At 39.9% G+C, this 19,749-nt stretch carries 19 protein-coding genes; 11 read left to right on the forward strand and 8 right to left on the reverse strand.

The features are described from left to right. A complete protein-coding gene (locus FLK61_RS04445; protein ID WP_176008312.1) occupies positions 1-279 on the forward strand; it encodes a phage holin in 279 nt (92 codons plus the stop codon). Then, the gene (locus FLK61_RS04450) at positions 280-930 is read left to right on the forward strand and encodes a peptidoglycan recognition protein family protein (RefSeq protein ID WP_176008313.1); all 651 of its coding nucleotides are present in this window, start codon (positions 280-282) and stop codon (positions 928-930) included. It abuts the gene before it with no gap. A 151-nt stretch (positions 931-1,081) separates the two neighbouring features. On the opposite strand, the gene FLK61_RS04455 is transcribed toward FLK61_RS04450, so the two are convergent. Further along, complete coding sequence (locus FLK61_RS04455; protein ID WP_176008314.1) at positions 1,082-1,225, reverse strand: hypothetical protein; 144 nt, start codon at positions 1,223-1,225, stop codon at positions 1,082-1,084. Position 1,226: 1 nt separating this feature from the next. Continuing rightward, complete coding sequence (locus tag FLK61_RS04460) at positions 1,227-1,487, reverse strand: hypothetical protein (protein WP_176008315.1); 261 nt, start codon at positions 1,485-1,487, stop codon at positions 1,227-1,229. 53 nt (positions 1,488-1,540) lie between these two features. Here FLK61_RS04460 and FLK61_RS04465 point away from each other — a divergent pair, with 53 nt between their 5' ends. Further along, entirely contained in the window at positions 1,541-2,551 is a 1,011-nt protein-coding gene (locus FLK61_RS04465; protein ID WP_249777679.1) for an MFS transporter, read from the forward strand. Between the two features lie 24 nt (positions 2,552-2,575). Here FLK61_RS04465 and FLK61_RS04470 read toward each other — a convergent pair whose 3' ends face one another. Both FLK61_RS04470 and FLK61_RS04475 read right to left on the reverse strand, forming a co-directional pair. Further along, on the reverse strand, positions 2,576-2,770 hold the full coding sequence (locus tag FLK61_RS04470; protein ID WP_176008317.1) for a DUF4305 domain-containing protein: 195 nt from the start codon (positions 2,768-2,770) through the stop codon (positions 2,576-2,578). Further along, positions 2,770-3,513 (reverse strand): CPBP family intramembrane glutamic endopeptidase, encoded by a 744-nt coding sequence (locus tag FLK61_RS04475; protein ID WP_176008318.1) that lies wholly within the window; start codon positions 3,511-3,513, stop codon positions 2,770-2,772. Before FLK61_RS04475 ends, FLK61_RS04470 begins: the two co-directional genes overlap by 1 nt. A 470-nt stretch (positions 3,514-3,983) precedes the next feature. Here FLK61_RS04475 and groES point away from each other — a divergent pair, with 470 nt between their 5' ends. Together groES and groL are read left to right on the forward strand one after the other, a co-directional pair. After that, the gene (gene groES, locus FLK61_RS04480; protein WP_176008319.1) at positions 3,984-4,268 is read left to right on the forward strand and encodes a co-chaperone GroES; all 285 of its coding nucleotides are present in this window, start codon (positions 3,984-3,986) and stop codon (positions 4,266-4,268) included. 51 nt (positions 4,269-4,319) lie between these two features. Further along, on the forward strand, positions 4,320-5,954 hold the full coding sequence (gene groL / locus FLK61_RS04485) for a chaperonin GroEL (protein ID WP_176008320.1): 1,635 nt from the start codon (positions 4,320-4,322) through the stop codon (positions 5,952-5,954). A 231-nt stretch (positions 5,955-6,185) separates the two neighbouring features. On the opposite strand, the gene FLK61_RS04490 is transcribed toward groL, so the two are convergent. Genes FLK61_RS04490 through FLK61_RS04500 form a run of 3 tightly spaced genes read right to left on the reverse strand, consistent with a single transcriptional unit; the run spans position 6,186 to position 9,916 of the window. Then, entirely contained in the window at positions 6,186-7,289 is a 1,104-nt protein-coding gene (locus tag FLK61_RS04490; RefSeq protein WP_176008321.1) for a Ger(x)C family spore germination protein, read from the reverse strand. Beyond that, positions 7,276-8,406: a GerAB/ArcD/ProY family transporter gene (locus FLK61_RS04495; protein ID WP_176008322.1), complete on the reverse strand. Its 1,131-nt coding sequence runs from the start codon at positions 8,404-8,406 to the stop codon at positions 7,276-7,278. Before FLK61_RS04495 ends, FLK61_RS04490 begins: the two co-directional genes overlap by 14 nt. Before the next feature lie 4 nt (positions 8,407-8,410). Further along, entirely contained in the window at positions 8,411-9,916 is a 1,506-nt protein-coding gene (locus FLK61_RS04500) for a spore germination protein (protein WP_176008323.1), read from the reverse strand. A 356-nt stretch (positions 9,917-10,272) separates the two neighbouring features. On the opposite strand from FLK61_RS04500, the gene FLK61_RS04505 reads away from it, so the two are divergent. The 4 genes from FLK61_RS04505 to FLK61_RS04520 all read left to right on the forward strand — a co-directional run bounded on the left by FLK61_RS04505 (position 10,273) and on the right by FLK61_RS04520 (position 13,826). Further along, positions 10,273-11,328, forward strand: coding sequence for a bifunctional transcriptional activator/DNA repair enzyme AdaA (locus FLK61_RS04505; RefSeq protein WP_176008324.1), 1,056 nt, complete (start codon positions 10,273-10,275; stop codon positions 11,326-11,328). A 426-nt stretch (positions 11,329-11,754) separates the two neighbouring features. Next, on the forward strand, positions 11,755-12,318 hold the full coding sequence (locus FLK61_RS04510) for a hypothetical protein (protein ID WP_176008325.1): 564 nt from the start codon (positions 11,755-11,757) through the stop codon (positions 12,316-12,318). 378 nt (positions 12,319-12,696) lie between these two features. Then, positions 12,697-13,194 (forward strand): tubby C-terminal domain-like protein, encoded by a 498-nt coding sequence (locus tag FLK61_RS04515; protein WP_430708811.1) that lies wholly within the window; start codon positions 12,697-12,699, stop codon positions 13,192-13,194. Positions 13,195-13,217: 23 nt separating this feature from the next. Continuing rightward, entirely contained in the window at positions 13,218-13,826 is a 609-nt protein-coding gene (locus FLK61_RS04520) for a class I SAM-dependent methyltransferase (RefSeq protein ID WP_217706307.1), read from the forward strand. Between the two features lie 311 nt (positions 13,827-14,137). Here the strand turns inward: FLK61_RS04520 and FLK61_RS04525 are convergent, their stop codons facing one another. Continuing rightward, a complete protein-coding gene (locus FLK61_RS04525) occupies positions 14,138-14,410 on the reverse strand; it encodes a DUF3243 domain-containing protein (protein WP_176011134.1) in 273 nt (90 codons plus the stop codon). 484 nt (positions 14,411-14,894) lie between these two features. On the opposite strand from FLK61_RS04525, the gene FLK61_RS04530 reads away from it, so the two are divergent. Further along, on the forward strand, positions 14,895-18,713 hold the full coding sequence (locus FLK61_RS04530; RefSeq protein WP_176008327.1) for a glycoside hydrolase family 30 protein: 3,819 nt from the start codon (positions 14,895-14,897) through the stop codon (positions 18,711-18,713). A 297-nt stretch (positions 18,714-19,010) separates the two neighbouring features. After that, a complete protein-coding gene (locus FLK61_RS04535) occupies positions 19,011-19,652 on the forward strand; it encodes a YesL family protein (RefSeq protein WP_176008328.1) in 642 nt (213 codons plus the stop codon). Positions 19,653-19,749: the final 97 nt, after the last annotated feature.

Raw genomic sequence — 19,749 nt, forward strand, 5'->3', positions numbered from 1 at the left:
ATGAAAATCAATTGGAAAGTACGGTTTAAAAACCCGCAATTTGTTACGCAGTTAGTACTATCTATTTTTGTACCGATCTTAGCTTATTTCGGTTTAACAGCACAGGATCTCACAACATGGAGCGCATTAGGTAGTTTAATAGTAGATGCTCTTCTTAACCCTTATGTGTTAATCCTTGTAGTTATGAGCGTGTATAACGCGTTAAACGATCCTACTGTACGAGGACTAGGTGACAGCAGACAGGCGCTGAAGTATGAAAAGCCAAGGGAGGACAAATAAATGAATATTGTGGATAGAGGATTTACATTTAGCAACATCGCTTCTATGCCAGCCGAAAATATCGACGGAGTTATCATTCATCATTTTGGCGCACCTGAGACATACACGATTGCTAGCGCTCATCGTGATCATAGTGATGTGAGAAGAAATAGCGCTGGTATTTCTGCTGGTATTGGCTATAACGGACTAGTAGATACAGACGGCACTAAAGTGAGAGGTCGCATGTTTAGGCAAGGAGCACATGCTAGGGGATATAATGCTAGACACTTTGGTATAGCAACGCCTGGTAATTTTAATAATACAAGACCGAGAGAAGTTGTTTTAGAAAGCATGGCTGAGTTTGCAGCGTGGGTATTAAAGCAAGCTAACCTACCAGTAAATGCTACCACCGTTAGAGGACATAGGGATGTTGGACAAACTGACTGTCCAGGAAGAAATTTTGATATGGTTGATTTCCGTAAACGAGTTCAAAAATATATGGGGGTGACTAATGTGAGTGCAAAGCCAACAAACGAACCAAGTGCTTGGGCAAAAGCTACATGGGAAAAAGCAACAAAGGCTGGCATTGTAGACGGCAACAGACCGCAAGAGCCTGTCACGCGTCAAGAAATGGCTGCTATGTTTGATCGAGCAGGATTGTTAGACAAATAAAAAAAGAGGGGCGTTATGCCCCTTTCTTTTTAAAATATTGAAAACAATATAGAGTTCAGATATGAAAATAAATTACCGATCGGCAAGAACGTTATACAGAATATAAGATAGCAACTATATAGTAAAGTTCTTAATAACATGTGTTATCCTCCTACTTGAATAGCTTGCCAATTCCTCGACCTGTAGCCTTTCCGACGATTCTTCTTCCAATCCTCTGTTTGATTTTACCCTTTCTAATCGCATCGATATCATTCCAGATCCTTAGCATCTTATAGATCTCAGACTTTAGAGACATTCTATCCCCTCCTATTTTGGTCTTCTACTTCTCGATCCAATCTAGCTCTTTTCTCATAATGATACTCTTCTGGTAACATCGCTAAACGTTTTTCATAATCTATTTCAATTTTACCTATATCTTCTAATGACTTCAATACAATTATTAACTCATTCAATTGCTTCCCTGTTTTTATAGATAAATCTTCAAAAGTCGGTTTTCTATCATGCAATGTAAACATATTAATAATGATCCTTAACACCTTACGCTCTGCATCTGTCATATTTATCACCTCAATGCTATAGTAAGTTATAGCTATGATTAATGCAAAAGAGCATGATGTGTTCTATTACTACTAAAGGACCAACACTCGGAGGCTTCCTCATCGAATTCGCCTCGTGGGAATGGCTCTTCCTAAGCAACATCCCGACCGGAATCCTAGGACTACTCTTTGCATGGAAATACTTACAGAGCACCGAAAAGAACAGCGCCATCCAGTTTGACCTCTGGGGCTTCGTCACCGTCACATTAGGTGTCGGCTCGATCCTGCTCGCCCTCGGCCGCATGTCAGAGCTTACACATTTATATAATCCCGTTAACTTAGCGCTCGTCGCCTTCGGTTTGATCATGCTCGTCGTCTTTGTACGCATCGAGCTTACTGTCGCACAGCCACTCCTAGACCTATCCGTCTTCCGAGCTAAAGCGTATACGTACAGTGTCTGGGTTGCGATGATCAATTCCATCAGCCTCTTTGGCGGGATCTTTTTACTGCCACTTTTGATTCAAAACGTCTACGGACTAAATGCGATCATGACAGGACTCGCGTTTCTCCCCGCAGCACTGATGTCTGGAATTTTTATGACGATCGGCGGCCGCCTCTTAGACAAACAAGGCCCGTCGCTCATCGTTACGTCCGGACTCAGCGTCATGGCCGTCGGTACCTTACTTTTAGGCTTCATTGGGTTAGAAACCGCGCTGTGGATCATCATCCTGCTCAACGCCATCCGGGGAATCGGTATGGGGCTAAGTATGATGCCGTCCACGACAGCTGGGATGAATGCCATCCCGGAAAAGTTCGTGAGCCGCGGATCGGCGATGAACAATGTGTTTCGGCAGATGAGCTCGGCTTTAGGAATCGTGTTTGTCTCCATTTACTATGAGGTCAGGCGAAACCAAATCACAACTACAAACGGCGCCTCCATGGAGGAGGCGAGTCTCACTGCCATCACGGAAGGCTTCTTTGTGATCGCGATCCTCATCTTCCTGTCCATACCAGCAGGGATTTTACTAGGGCGGGAGCATAAAAAGCAAAAGCGGTTAGAAGAACAAACAAGCAGCTCCCAATAGTGGGGCTGCTTGTTTTCGTTATTTTTATTTTTGTTTTTGTCTGGCAACCGCACCAAAGTGTTTAAATGCCATCATATAGTCAAAGGCTGCGAAGGCAACGAGGAGAATTAACAGAGCATCCCATTCACCTGATGTCTCTAGTCGTCGTATCGCAAAGAAAACAAACATTGTCCCGAGCGCGAGGAATAAAAATCCGCTCGCGCGTGATCCTTGTTGCATTACATAAACCTCCCAATAACAGCCATGATGAAGGCCGCACTTTGTTCCATCTCTTCCATACGCTCTAAAAAGTCTTGAATCTGTTCACCGAATACCACCTGCACGAGCATAACAAAGGAGTTAATCCCGATGTGCGCGACGATTGGCACGATAATGCGTCCAGTTCGGTAGTATAGATACGAAAATACAATCGCCATAGCAAGATACACAAGGATATTTTCAAAATCCCAGTGAACCACGGCAAAAATCAGTCCGTTACCAACGGCGGCAATCCAAAAGCCAAAGCGTTTTAAAAGCGCTCCGAAGATAACCATACGGAAAACGATCTCTTCTGATACGGGTCCAAAAATCGCAACGGCAAATGCTAAAATCGGCACGGCGTTTGTCATGTCGACGATTTGCTGCGTGTTTTCAGATCCAGGCTCAATGCCGAGCAAAGTCATTTGCAAAATCGCTGCGATGTACTGCGCAGCAAAAGCTAATACGATTCCAATTAGAGACCAGCCGATAGTACCACCAACGTCCATGCGCTGATCTGCGATCGCTGGATTTTTAGGAGCTCGATACGCAATCGCGCTAATAATAAGGAAGGCGATCGTAAAGCTTATAAAAATAGACAGTCCCATTAACTCTGCCTCGGTTGTTGCCAGATCAGTTGCGCCCAAAATGATTGCAATTGGCAGGGGGAACACGAGTTGCGAGAGTGCAAAGACAATTAATATCCACCAATAGTGTTTATTCACGTAGTTATCGCTCCTTTATCTAACATCTTATATATTGTAGCATATGCCTTCTTACTATTCAGTTTTCAGCTATGACGTTTGTGTGAGCGTTGCAATGGGGAAGGGGAGTAAGTGAGGTTGATGGAATCGGTCAAGAATGACGAACGTGCAAACGAGGTGCGAAGTGGCTCAAACAAAGTGTGAGGAGAAGCAAAGGGAGCAGTTGAACGAGCAAACGAGATCGCCAAACGCACTAACGCACTTCCAATACAGCTCTTCATTCACCTTGTCCTTTCTATATGATAGTAAAACATAAGTAGTACAAATAAATTAACTTAGTTTCATAAAAAAATAAGGCGTAAGGGTTGCAAAAAGAAGTGGCGTTTATTAAACTAATACTTGTGTTAGCACTCGTGAATGTCGAGTGCTAACAGATGATGTCAACATAGCACGAATGGTTCGTGCATGAATATTAAAGGAGGGTGTTTTCCTTGTTAAAGCCATTAGGTGATCGTTTAGTTATCGAACTTGTAGCACAAGAAGAAAAAACGGCGAGCGGAATTGTACTTCCGGACTCTGCGAAAGAAAAGCCGCAGGAGGGCCAGGTTGTTGCAGTAGGTAACGGCCGTGTAACAGAGAGCGGAGAGCGCGTGGCGCTTGAAGTAAAAGAAGGAGAAAAAATTCTTTTCTCTAAATACTCTGGTACCGAAGTGAAGTATGAAGGCAAGGAATACTTAATCTTACGCGAAAGCGATGTACTTGCAGTAATCGGCTAATGTAGCGAACGCGAATAAAAGAAGCATATATCTTTGAGGAGGGTTTTACGCATGGCTAAAGAAATTAAATTTAGTGAAGACGCTCGTCGCGCGATGATGCGCGGGGTAGATCGTCTTGCAGATACAGTTAAGGTAACACTTGGACCGAAGGGTCGTAACGTAGTTCTTGAGAAGAAGTTTGGATCTCCACTTATCACAAATGATGGAGTAACAATCGCAAAGGACATCGAGCTTGAGGATGCTTTTGAGAACATGGGAGCACAGCTTGTATCAGAAGTTGCGAGCAAAACAAACGACATCGCTGGTGACGGTACGACAACAGCGACTGTTTTAGCGCAAGCAATGATCAAGGAAGGTCTTAAAAACGTAACATCTGGTGCGAATCCAATGGTGATTCGTCGTGGAATTGAGAAAGCTACAGAGGCAGCGCTTCAAGAGCTACGTAACATCTCGAAGCCAATCGAAGGCAAAGAGTCTATCGCACAGGTTGCATCGATTTCTGCCGCTGACAACGAAGTTGGCCAGCTAATCGCAGAAGCGATGGAGCGCGTTGGTAACGACGGTGTTATCACAGTAGAAGAGTCTAAAGGATTCGCTACAGAGCTAGAAGTAGTAGAAGGTATGCAGTTTGACCGTGGCTACGCTTCTCCATATATGGTGACGGACTCTGATAAGATGGAAGCTGTTTTAGATGATCCTTACATCCTTATCACGGATAAGAAAATCGGTAACATCCAAGAAGTACTTCCTGTCCTTGAGCAGGTTGTACAACAAAGCCGTCCAATCTTAATCATTGCAGAAGACGTAGAAGGCGAAGCGCTTGCAACATTAGTTGTGAACAAGCTACGCGGAACGTTCAATGCAGTGGCAGTTAAAGCACCTGGCTTCGGTGATCGCCGTAAGTCTATGCTTGAGGACGTTGCTACATTAACTGGTGGTGAAGTGATCACAGAAGACCTAGGTCTTGACCTGAAGTCTGCTGGAATCGCTCAGCTTGGTCGCGCATCGAAGGTTGTTGTTTCTAAAGACAACACGACGATCGTAGACGGTGCTGGAGACGCTGCTGAGATCGCTGGTCGCGTTAACCAGATCAAAGCACAAATCGAAGAGACTACATCTGACTTCGACCGTGAAAAGCTACAAGAGCGCCTAGCGAAGCTTGCTGGCGGTGTTGCAGTCGTGAAGGTTGGAGCAGCTACAGAAACAGAAATGAAAGAACGCAAGCTACGCATTGAAGATGCTTTAAACTCTACACGCGCAGCGGTAGAAGAAGGTATCGTAGCTGGTGGTGGTACGGCACTTGTAAACGTACTAAACGCAATCAAAGCTGTTAACGTAGAAGGCGACGAGCAAACTGGTGTAAACATCGTGCTACGCGCACTAGAAGAGCCAGTACGTCAAATCGCGGAAAACGCTGGACTTGAAGGCTCAATCATCGTTGAGCGCCTCAAGGGCGAAAAAGTCGGAATCGGCTTCAACGCAGCAACTGGCGAGTACGTGGACATGGTTGCAGAAGGTATCGTAGACCCAACAAAAGTAACGCGCTCTGCGCTTCAAAACGCAGCAAGCGTATCTGCTATGTTCCTAACAACAGAAGCAGTCGTTGCAGATATCCCAGAAGAAGCTGGTGCAGGCGGCGGAATGCCTGACATGGGCGGAATGGGTGGAATGGGCGGCATGATGTAATCATTGTCCCAATCCCTTTTAAAAAAGGTGTTGAAGGCTTTGATACACTTCAGTTAAAGCTCGTTTCCATTTAGATCATAAATAAAAATCCCCTCTCAGGTTTGTTTTGAACTTGGGAGGGGGTTTTTCTATTGACTTCCTGCAAAACCTTTACGCCTAAAAAATTCAGAGTAAATGGGATATAGCGTTCATTTTTTAATTAGTATATCTTCAAGGTAATAGAAGGCAATACTAAAAGTTTGGCCTTCTTGAGTTTGCATCAGTCAAAGGATCAATATTAACATTGTATTTTACGTTCATGTACATCTTCTCAAACATGTCGATCCATTCTTCTTCTTCCATTGGTTTTGAGAAAGGTCTTTTTGTTTGTATGCCCAGTTGAAGCGGATCTACTTTTAATTCTTGCATCTTTTTAAGGAATTCATATGTTTGTTGTTCAAGATAAGTTTCAATATCCGCTTTTAAATTTTCTAATTCCTGTGGATCAAATAATTGTTTTTCTCCCCGATATTCCTCAATCTTACTGTCTATACTTACTGTAAAAAAAATTGTCGAATTACTGCTATCAATATTAACATCTATTTTAGATCTCACATGACCCAATACAATTTCAAATTCTCGTATCGGCAAAACTGCTAAGTAGTGATTATTGTTTATCAGCTGAAAGATGCGATCATCTATAGATGAAATGGTTTCAACTAGCTTATCATTTTGAAACAAGGCTGTCCCTTCATAGTTAACCCCGTCTCCTTGTATGCTATATATGGGTAAGAATGGATCTGAATAAGGGGTATAGAGTAAGTTTTTGAATTGATGAAGATTGACGACAGTTAATTCACCTTGATTTCTGTCCTCATAATGCTTCAGCATTCTGTAAAAGGAGTAATCAAAGTTTTCAGCATTGTCCAATTGACTTTCTAAAAATTCTTCGAAATTTCCTCTCATAATAACTAAATAGATTCTCGGAGAAATATCCGGATCAGTCAATAATGTATTTACAATTGACATAATCCCTTCTTGTCCAAGCTCTTCGCTAATTACGAGCATCCGCATTTGCCCGGACTTAACTTCCTGATAAAAGTTAAAGTTGTACTTCTGTATTCCTTCTTTTAATAAGTCGACTTCATGCGATATAACTATTTTATCTTCTTTACTGAGTGGTGGAAAAATGGTACTAACTTTTAATTTCCCTTCATCTGCCTTACTAATTGATAAAAAGGTAATGGGTGAAATCTCTTCAATAAGGTTATTTTCTGTAATAGGGGAACAGCCCGATAACCAAAAAGCTACAAAGAGGAATATCATTCCTTCACGTATCTTTTCATGTAGGCGCATATTTATTACCCCCTCTTTTTTTCATCATTATCACAATAACAAGTGGGAGAAGAAAATAGGTTATACATCCAGCTATAATTTGAATGTGTAATAAAAAGATCTGTGTCTCCCACGACTTCCAAAATAACTCATTCACAATAACCATCCCGATATAAATAAGGATTACACTAAATAACAACCCCTTTCCACTCGACGGTTTTTTCATTTTACTCAGAACAATTTTAGACGCTCCATAAAATAGTAAGAGAAATAGAGAAACTGCAAAAACAATGTTAAATAATTCAAAGGAAAGCAAGATCATGTCCGTTCTTTCAAAAACGGGATTTTGAAAATAGCGGGCCATATCAACAATCGGATATCGACTTTTACTTAAATAAGTAGATCCAAAATATAATAGGGACGCGATAAATAAGAAGACGTACTCTATTACTGTATAGGCGTTACCGTAAGACAAATAGCGAAAGGTTTTATTATCTGCTTTAAGCCATGGTCCTAAAAACAGTAAAAGTTCCGGGCCAGAATAGGAAGACATAATTAAAAAAACGGCTTTCCAACTGTCTGATTTCCACTCTAATGGAATAAGAGGATACAAATCACTTAGTTGAGCAATAGGGGGAAGGAAGAAAAAAACGAAAAGTATAATGATCCAAAATGAACATAAAAAAGAAATAACAACAAAACGAATAGTAGGTTCCATGCCCTTACCCGCGACATAAAAGCTGAACAACAGAATAAATAAGATAATGAAATTCGTATCTGTAGTTGGAAGAATAAATGTTTGAATAATTTCGCTGTAACCTAACGTTATGACGGAAAGCTTAAGGAATAAAAAAAACAAGCCGATAAAAGTGAGAAGCCGCACCAATCCCTTTCCAAACAGTCGGACAAAACCACTATAGCCCTCTCGTGATACAGGCGATAACAGCCACTTAGATATAAACAGAAGGTTTAGTTGAGACAGTCCCCCTAATGCTATAATTACCCAAATCATATGTGGATAGATTAAAATACCTGGCATAATCAGAAAGAAATATAGCATTTGAAAGCGATTTACCAGCAACATCGCATAGAATCCATTGTAGCTTTCGTTCTTCTCAAATAATTGCTGGGTTGCCATTGAGTCATCTCCTTGTTTTATATCTCTTCAATTTTTGAGGTTTTAGATGCTCAGGACGCTCCAACATTTTAAAGAATGGTCCTCGAATGAATAAATCATTCCAATCCTTTCTATAAAATGGGGAAACGGGTGAAAAATATGGTTGTTTGATTGAAGACAAGCTATTTAGGTGTGCTAATATTGCTACACTTCCTAATATGATCCCAAACAAGCCGAAAAGAGAAGATAAAATAAGTAATATTAATTGGATTAATGGATTTGCCTTTGTCATAAGGTAGTTAGGAATAAGAAAAGAAGCAACTGTCGAGATCCCAACCATAACAATTAATACATTACTAGCGAAGCCCGCTTCAACAGCTGCTTGACCAATTACAATACCTCCAATAACCCCAAGTGTTAGACCTGTCTTGGTAGGCATCCTTAAACTTGCTTCCTTTAAGATTTCGATAAAAATTAACATGATAAATGCTTCCCAAAAAGGAGTGAAGGGAAGCTGGCTCCGCGAGTCAACCAAGATCAGAAGAGTTTGAATAGGAATCATTTGATAGTGATGCGTGGTTAATGCAACATAGAAAGGAATTAATGTGACCGATAAAATGAAGCAAACATATCGCATAAGTCGCAAAAAACTGGCAACTACCCAGCGATTAATATAGTCCTCAGGTGACTGGAATAAATGAAAAAAGGTAATAGGTGCAACAAGAGCAAATGGTGTATTGTCAATTAAAAGAGTGATCTTACCTAATCCTAGTGAATAAGTAACGACATCAGGTCGATCTGTTTGCTGGAATTGAGGAAAAATACTGTTTTGATGTTTTTCTAAAAATGCTGCAACTTGAGAGGAGTCTAAGAAAAGGTCAAAATTAATTTCAGAAATTTTTTCTTTGATTGTAGTTACAAAATCTGGGTTAGTAACCCCATCTATGTACATTAAAACAACATTTGTCTTACTCATAGTACCGAGAGAAAACTTCTCCGTTTTTAGTTCTTGAATGGGGAGTCGTCTTCTGATAAGTGTTATATTCTCTTCTATTTGTTCAGTAAAGCTGTCTTTTGCTCCATACAAGATGGTCTCTGTTTCGGAAGTTTCAATGGCTCGTCCAATAGGGTTCTTTAATGGCACAGCAAACCAAAGGTTTTGGGAAGAATCAACTAACAAAATGCATCCTGAGAACAATTGGCTTTTGGCTTCTTTCAGGACTGGAATGGAAATAGTGGAGGAGTTGACAAGGCAATCTTGAATAGATGCTTTCGAACAATTTGTTAAAGGATCGATAATGGTCTCATTTAATTTCTCTTGATCAATGAGAGTTCGAATATAAACAAGATGAATGATACGATTATTTGAACAATTCATCTCTAGAAATTCTGCATCATCGATTTGCTCAAGGCTTTTTTTCAGAGATTCCATGGATAATTCTGATTCCATTGTTGATGGAGTAACCAGATTATCTTCGCTTTGTTTTTCTTCACTCCGTCTTTCGTGGCTCTCCCTTTTTTTCCAAAACATGTGCATCTCACCCCCTATTTTTGAGAAGAGCATTTTTTTATTCAGTTCTTTAAAATGCCATATTGATACATATTATTAGCAAAAAAATTTAAGATTATACAATACATACATGGTGTATCTCAAAGTCTGGTGGGATTGGTACAGATGGTATCGTCGCTAGTAACTTGAGAAAAAAATAGTCGTTAATCTGTAAAAAAACGCCTTAGTAAAGGGCGTTTTTTTATTGATAGAAAAATAGATGTAATTCGAATTGAGTGAAATTAACGGTCTGTTATATCCATGCCTGATTTTCGGCGGCAATTATTTTTAGTCTCCTTATAATAGAGATTAGAATAAGTGAGAATTGAGGTGTTTAGATGATGGAGGATCGTAAGAAGGAATTTTATGAAGCGCTAATCGAGAAAGATTCATCGTACGAAGGGTTATTTTTTGTTGGTGTAAAGAGCACGGGTATCTTTTGCCGTCCAACATGCCCGGCAAGAAAACCTAAATTGGAGAACTGTGAGTTTTATCATACGGCCGAGGAGGCACTTTTGGCTTCATTTCGTCCATGTAAAAGGTGCTTACCGCTCTCCCATCCAAATCAGGTTTCTACGCTTATACAGACATTAGTTAAGGCAGTTGAAGAAAATCCAGAGAAAAAATGGAGAGAGAAGGATTTTCGTGAATTGTCTATTGATGAATCAACAGCCCGCCGACAGTTCAAAAAACGTTTTGGCATGACATTTGTCCAATATGCACGTGCTAGAAGAATGGGCATCGCGATGAAGGAAATTAGATCTGGCAAAGGAATGATTGATGCTCAATTGTCCACAGGCTATGAATCAAGTAGCGGTTTCAGAGATGCTTTTTCAAAAATCATGGGAGATGCTACTGCGTCAGCTAAGGAAAATCACGTGCTAAAAGCCTCCTGGATTGATACGAGGGTTGGTCCGATGATTGCTATAGCGGATGAGGATGCACTATACCTTGTTGAGTTTGTAGATCGACGTGGTCTCGAAAAAGAGATTGAAGTACTAAGGAAAAAAACGGTATCAGCCATCATTCCGGGAAAGACAAAAACCATTGAATCAATTGAAAGAGAGCTGGAGCTTTATTTTGAAGGTAAGAGTACTGAATTTAACACGCCGATTAAGCTCATCGGAACACCATTTCAGCAAATGGTATGGGATAAGCTAAAAGAAATTCCAGCAGGGGAAACTCGTTCCTACTCAGACATTGCCCGAGAAATTGGAAAACCAACTGCTGTTCGAGCGGTTGCAAGGGCCAATGGTGCGAACCAACTCGCGCTCGTTATCCCCTGCCATCGAGTAATTCTTAGTGATGGTTCAATAGGCGGATATGGGGGAGGGAGTGCAAGAAAGAAATGGCTAATTGATCTTGAGCGAGAGAACCATTTTAAGAGCAAATAAGTCATTGATATTAAAAAGATAGAGCAGGAAGTTTAGTTTCTTTTCACTCTAGATCTTGAAAAGTATCGGTTATCCGAAGGCAATTAAAATTGTTGTTTTTGAAGTCACCACTTGCTGGTTAGAAGGATAATTCTTGTGAGGCTATCGGAAGTACCTATTACAAGAAATTAAAGTTTATAGGGTGTTTTTTATATTAAGTCCAAATGAATCCTTCTACTCCCTTTTAGAGAGAAAAGTCTTTTGGGAAACGTTTGAACAACCAGTTAATTTCCTGTATTGTTAGTAATTGTACGGTCGTAAACGAGTCTATTAATCTGTAAATGGTGCAAGTATGAAGATCTATTCGCTTTAGAAACATGCACGAAGTTTATTTATTTTAGAAGTGTTGATAAGAAAGATACTTATTAAGTAGGGGAGAGATACACAATGAAAAAAACAAACTTAGGGGTTACAACTCTTGTAGGAGCATTCGCAATAACGGCAGCTTACATAAACCTCACAGGAGAGGAGAACTCATTCACGAGTGCACCTGACGAACCTCTAGTGGCTTCACAAACACATGAAGGGGATGCTCAAATAGAGCGACCTCAACCAATAGCATTAGAGGAGTTAAATATGGAGGTTACGATCCCACTGCATTTACATGAGAATGAAGTTGCTACGGATGGCGCAGAATCAATCCTTTCACAAGATGGTGTTACATCAAGTCAATCTAATAACCAGGAGTCCGTTACGGCATTTTATATGACGACGGAAGGTAATGAAATAACGGTGGTTGAAATACAAGAGGCAATAACAATCGAGGAAATTGCATCTTGGTATGAAGAGGGTGACGTTACTTTCTTTGATGTAGAAGGATATGATGCCTTATATGACAATGGACACGGGAAGGTCATCCATATTACAACTGGTGAGAAGATCTATACTATTGGAGGAACAAAAGTTTCGGACGATGTCTTGTATGATATTGCGAATCAGATTGAGTTTTAATTTAGGTGTTAGGGATTATGTAGAGACTCCTCTTACTTGGTAAGGGGAGTTTTCTTATGTTCAATATTAATTTTTGTGTTTTCTTTGTATTTTATAAAGCATGGCAATGTTCAACATAATAGTAATAATATAAGTCACCTTTGGCGGTTATGGTCTATAAGTATGTCTTTCTTGAAGCACTACCTTAAGTCAGGCCGCCCAGTGGATACTGACAGTATGTTCGAAGACGCGTGAAGACATCTTTAGAAATGCTTTTCCATCGCTCGAGAACAGGTGAAACTAAACTCCGATTACGTCGTATTGTATAATGAGCTACAACATATAAAAGCTATGAGAAGAGAGGTAGGTTAAAATTTGCAGTATGATTTTTGCTATGATGTGCCAACAAGAGTTACTTCTAACTTGGAGATTGATGTTTTAAATGCTGATGGAAAGGTAGTCTATTCTTTAGAAAAGTATTATAAGAATATTTGGCAAAAACTTTTAGCCTTACACTTCACTACGTGGTTTATCAATATCTCCATAAAAAATACAAGTGGTTTTTCACTTGCTAAGGCTGAGGATATTGGAGTAGTGAAACGGAAGTGGTCTTTAATTGACTCGACTTATGCAGAGGGCATACTTCTAACTGACACTAGTAAATTTAAAATGACGGAAAGATTATTAGAATTTAAGTCAAATGGACATACATACATAATCTCTAAAAAAGCCAATACTACACAAACAATGCTATATGAAGACTCAGAGCTTATTGTAAAGATGGAGGAAAGTGGGAAACTACCTCCTAGAAAGAACTATATTACTTTTGTGCAAGAAAGTAGATTACCAGAACCAGCAGTAATATGTATACTACATTTGTTTGAAATCGGAATATAAAACAAGCTATAGGAGAACCTATCATGCTCAACAACCGTCTAGCATTCAACGAAAACGTACTAAACTACGACAAATGGAGACCGACGTATTGTAGCGAAATGTTCAAAGACATTCTCGCATTTTCTCAAATCGATAAAGGCAGTAAGGTGATGGAGGTTGGCATTGGAACAGGGCAGGCAACTAGGCCATTTTTAGAGGTGGGCTGCGATGTTACGGCGGTGGAGATTGGCGCGGATCTTGCGGAGTACGCCAGAGCGAAGTATCGAGAATATAGCAATCTTTCCGTTGAGCAAGTCGCGTTTGAAGATGCCTCATACCCAGCCGAGAGTATCGATTTACTCTATTCAGCCACGGCCTTTCATTGGATCCCAGAAGACATTGGTTATTCGAAGGCTGCTTCATTATTAAAGCCAAATGGGACGTTGGCGTTGTTTTGGAACCGACCATTTGTGAGCCGACCAGATGATGACGTACATCAAGCCATTAGGCGAATCTATCAGACGTACAGACCAACGACGGAGCAACTGGTTGAGCACGATACGGAGAAATATGAGGCAAGAGTGCAAGCGATTGAAGCTTATGGATTCAAGGACGTCACGTGCAAACTCTACCATAGGACGCGTGTGTTTTGAGCAGATGACTACACCTCGCTTCTTAACACATATTCCGATCATAGCCGCATGCCGAGTGATACGAGATTGCTATTAGAAAATGATGTGAGGAAAGCAATTTTTGAGGCCGGTGATCGTCTGAACGTCTACGATACGATTGATTTGTATTTGGCAAGAAAGTGATTCTACTGTCTCGAAGGTTAACGGAGCACATACTAAGCAAACAAACAGACCGTTTAGCCTTCTCGTAACTGAGAGGATAAGCGGTCTGTTTTAATAATGTATTTAACAATTTTTAATTAGGGTATGGTCCCTAAGGTCAGCTAAAATTCTTAGTTACCTTCTTTTTTCGCTAACTTGACGAGTACGTGAGCCATTTGGTGTTTTTCATCATCGTCACTGACTTTCCACATCTCTTGAAGTAACTTTTCTTCTGTATTTCTAGGAGCTTCGTGATTCTTCAGATACTCAGCGACGCGCTCTGCACCTTTAGCTAGCTGATCCTCGCTTAGTCCGAGCTTCTCGCCCTTACTAATCTTATCGTTTAAGTAGTTTTGGAACTCATCAAAGCTACTTAAAATCTCATCCTTTTTGTCTGACGACATATTATCTAGCTTTTCTTCTGCTTGCTTCTTTACGTCTGCCACATGAATCACTCCTCAGTAAGATTATATGACTCACCTTCCCTTGCATGAAAATAGTAAACATACCATACATATTTACTAATTTCATTATCCGAAAGCTGAGTAACTATCATGAAATATAACGTGCAGGAATTATCATAGGGATGTTGGTCATAAGTAGGGACAAACAAAATTTAAAGTTCTCAAACTAATAAAAGTCAAAATATTTGCAAATTTAATCAAAAAAGTTATATGTAAACGCTTGCAGTAATAGGTAAAATGAAATCTAGGTACTCCTATGTATGTCTTGTCAAATTAAAACTCAATGAATGGAAGTGGGGGCGATAAAGCAAAAAAGTAGATGGACAAAACGAATAACACACTGTCAAAAATTTTTTGAGGAGGAGAATCGTTCGTGAAACAAGCATTTAATCCCATATTATGGAGTAGGAAAGGGCGGTTTTAAATGACATGTACTACTATAAATTATAAAAAGATTATTAGGGTTATCGTTATTACGTTTCTGTTAGCGGGATTGTTTACCTATGTCGTACCAAATGATGCACAAGCCAATGACCATACTAAAACAATTGTCATTGATGGACATGACGTGGATGAATATAATCGCTTTAAAGGTTTTGGGACGGTGTCTGGTAATAACACATCTCGTTTAATGCTAGATTATAAGGAAGAAGATCCAGATGCTTATTGGGAAATAATGAATCAGTTGTTTAATCCTCAAACAGGAGCTGGACTCACTCACGTAAAAGTAGAGTTTGGTGCAGATATAGATTCCTCTTCAGGTACAGAGCCAGCAACGATGCGCTATCCGGATGAACCGGCGAATGTACTCAGAGGAGCTGGTTTTCAGTTCGCTGCAGATGCAAAATCAATTAACCCAACTATTACAACGGAGATTTTACGATGGGGGGAGCCAAGGTGGACTTGGAATGGTGCTGCAAATCAGGACTATGAGGCTCGCTACCAGTGGTATAAACAGACCATTGATGCCGTCTATGAAGAATATGGATTCAGATTAGACTACGTGGGGATTTCCCAAAATGAACGAGCACAGAACGACAACGGAAAAAATGAGTTAGAGTGGTTGAAATTTTTCACGAAGAGAATAAAAGAAGAACCAAATTATGCAGTAGACTACGAGGCGATTAAGCTTGTTGGCGGTGATGGCTACCGCGATACGAAAACAATTCCTCAAACACTTTTAGATCATCCAGACTTGATTGACGAAATTGATGTTATAGCTACTCATTATGGGTTAACTGGATCCAATGAGCTGACTCAATTACAAAATAAATTGATTCAAGAAGGCAAAGAACCGAAAGAAGTGTGGTCCTCTGAGGGAGTTTCTCCGATGATAAATGCCCGTTATCGTCTAAATATGGAACCGCACTATGCAGGACTTGGAGGAAGGTATGGGATAGTTGACGTAACGTCTCGTATTATTTCCATGTATACGTGGGAAGGAGCGGGAGGCAATCCTTTACATGCTGTTTCATTTGACTTTCAGCCTGCTGTTGCCGCTTTTTACCAAGGATCATCGTACAGTCCAAAGCATCTGATTAATGCACATTCTCCTTGGTCTGGTTTTTATGAAATGGACGGTGGAATACTAGGTGTTCGTCATGTGATGAACTTTATTGGTTATAATGACAGAACGACTAATGAGAATGAGCGTTGGCAATATGTAAAAGGCGCCACCTTCAGTGATGGAAATTTCATGGATGGCGGTGTGGATGTCGATACGAGTACACATAATTACATGACATTAAAGGATTCAAAAACAAATGATTATACCACAATATTTGCAAACAATACACGAGAAACACGGAGCTATAAGATTAAAACAACGAACCTAAATGAGAAGGGACATGCACCTGTTTATGTTTGGGAAACGCGAGGCCCAGAAGCTGGGCAAGCATACGATGCCAATTGGTTTCAACAGATCAATGTCCTTACACCTGTAGACGGAGAGTATGAAATTGAGGTGAAGCCTTATTCGATCATCACTATGTCAACATTAGATAGAGGATCAGAAATAGAAGGTTTCGAGTATGAGTCTAATCCAGTTGATTTATCAAAAGACACAATCTTACCACTTCCATATACGGATGACTTTGAATATGCAACATATCCTGTTGATGAGAAAGGTAGAGATTATGTAGATCGTCGTGGAGGCACACCTCGTTATACAACGGATCAACGTGGAGCCTTTGAAGTTGTAAAAGAAGCAACAAAACCGGAAACCAGCGGTCGTTTTAACCGAATAAAACGTACGATTCCAGATGCGGACCAACGGGGGAATATGTTACAACAAAAAATAACTCCTGATATCATTGGTGCAGATTGGGCTGTCTGGAGAGGAACGGACGGGTCAGCGAGTACCAGTAACCCACATACTTATTTTGGAGACTATCGTTGGGTACACTACAAAGTTTCCTACGACTTTCTCTTAGATACTCATACACCTACTGTAGAAAACAGAAGCAACTATGCCCTAATAGGAGTTCGACAAGTAAAAGCGGATGGAGAGCATTCGTATGCACCGTATAATGCGCGTGTTTATACAGATGGCACCTATGAAATTTTGAAGCTTGGAAGAGTCGAAGTGAATGGGATGATGGATGATTTTAATAATGAGGTTTGGAACAATCTAGCGTTCGAAGCGAAAGGAAATGTATTTACACTTTACCTTAACAATGAAGAGATTGCTTCTTATACCGATGAGGATTCGACCGTAATGGCTGGAAGAGTGGCATTAGGTTCAGGTTACTACGAAACACTGTATGATAACTTGCGTGTTGATCCAATCGAAGGATACCCCTATGAATCAGAGAAAATCGATAGTTCTCAAGGAAAGAGATTTGATTCAGAGGAAGAAGCTCTTACTAACACGGATCGATGGAATCCATTAGGATATGTTGGAGATTGGGTATATACTCAAGCTGGATATGCCCATCATAATCGTAGTCAAATGACTGCTACGACAGATTTCCCCGTGTGGAATGGAAGAACAATCGGCCACGGTGACTCTACCGAAGAAAAGGGGACACTGAATAAAGTGTATTATTCCGATGGATGGTCATCAAATAGTAGCAACTCGTGGGGCAATGCTTCGAATAACGCTTCCTTTGAGATTACTTTTAAAGGGAATGAAGTGAGATTATATGGTGTGACCAATCCGACTAATGGAACAGCAGATATTTATTTAAACGATGAATTCGTGGGGGAAGCAAGTTATTTGAACAATAGTTCCATTGAACAAATGGTTTGGTCAGCTACAGGACTTGAAGAGGATGTGCACACACTTCGAGTCGTTGCAACAGAGAACTGGGCAAGTTTTACAAAGGCAGAAATTGAAACAGAAGATGAGGCGTCTTTTGAAGCAGTGACATTCTTGGCACCTAATAACTTTGTTGCTATTCATGATGAAACAGAGATTGGAGGAGAGGAAAATACCGTTTATGCTTACCGAGATAACGGGTTAAGATGGGGGTCAAATAGTACAAATGCATGGGCGAACTTTCATGATAACCCATACCTATTTATTCATTTCTCTGGTACAGGTATCGATTACTTGGTGAACTCAGCAGATAAACATGCGTATAATTTCGAACTGAATGGTGAAGATGTAGGCAACCATCACGTAGATGCACGTACAGGTGTTATGTTTTCTGTTAGAGATCTTGAAGACGGACAGCATACCTTAAAGGTTTCTCTGAAGGATAATGAGCGGATAGGAGACTGGATGGACTATCGCGGCGTTAATATATACAGCATTCCTGACCGAGATAGTGAGAATCAAAGTATAAACTTTTCCTTTGAGGGAACAGGGTTCAATTTACTTGGAGCAACTCCAGATGCACTAATTGATGTCTATATTGACAATCAATTAATTCACAAAGATTATCGTATTCATGCAAAAGGAGATAGACAAACGTCTTATCATCTTTGGGAGCTTGAAAATACCAAACACATGGTAAAAATAGTTGTCAAGGGCGGTACCTTTAGAATAGATGCGATCGATGTGATAAAAGGGGAAACAAAAGTAGGAGTAGATAAATCAGCTTTACAACGCTTATACGATAAATTAGCTGAGAAAAAACGCAAAGATTATACGAAGGAAAGCTGGAAGCCATTCCACTCTGCCATGCAGAGAGCAAAAGCCGTATTAAAAAACCCACAATCATCCCAAGATCAAGTGGATCTTGCTGAACAAGCAGTGAAAGAAGCCTTAGAAGGCTTAGTAAAAGTTGGACAAGACTAGGGGAAAGAGGGCAGAGGGTGTACCAAAGAAGGTTCTTTTGGTTACGCCCTCTTTCTTTCTTGGACATTTCTTTTTATAGGTAGTCATTCATAAATTGGTTTTAGCTTCATTAAAAATAGTCAATCGAGGGATTCGCAAATTAGTTGCATGATCACACAAAAATATTGGATTCATTACCTACGTAGTAATTAGTACTATTAATACAATGAGTAGAGCTTAGGGCATGTTATCTAAAAGATAAACGTGTAAAAGGGCTTGTTATAAGAATATACATGTAATAAAAAGGAGGAAAAAGAAATGGAATCCGAGGGCTTAATGGGGGGGCTATTTCGTATTTGTGAGTGGATTATGCGACTGGCCTATGTGAATTTGTTATGGATTTTATTTAGTATGCTTGGGCTAATTATACTGGGCATATTTCCTGCGACGGCTGCCATGTTCGCAGTGATACGGAAATGGATAATAGGCGAAGCGGGTATCCCTGTGTTTTCGGTATTCTGGGAGAATTATCGATCAAGTTTTATGAACGTGAATGTCATCGGTGTGATTTTGGTTGCTATCGGTTATATTATTTATCTTGATTTTACATTTCTGTTTCATTTGGAAGGTTTACTCTATACATCTTTATATACTATTTTGTTTGTTTTTTTAATCATGTATGGTATTACTTTGGCTTTTATATTCCCTTTTTATTCTCATTTTAAATTAACAATTTTCCAATATTTAAAATATGCCATGTTTACAGGCATTTCTTATCCTCTTCACACATTAATGATTGCAATGAGTACCTTTTTAATCGTCCTTACTAATATGCTTTTTCCTATCCTTATTCCGTTTTTTTCCGGAAGCTTAATAAGCTTTGTCATGATGTGGTTCACGTATCGCGTCTTCAGTAAAGTAGAAATAAAGCGTCAAAACGTAAATACGGTAACGTCATAAATGTGAAGAATAAGCCTTTATAGCTCCCGTTCTTCGTACCTAAGCTTATATTGAAGTAACCATACATTCTTTAAACATACTTAGTCTTATAGAAGTC

Origin of the sequence: Paenalkalicoccus suaedae (genome assembly GCF_006965545.2) — a bacterium.
Classification (GTDB): Bacteria; Bacillota; Bacilli; order Bacillales; family Salisediminibacteriaceae; genus Paenalkalicoccus; species Paenalkalicoccus suaedae.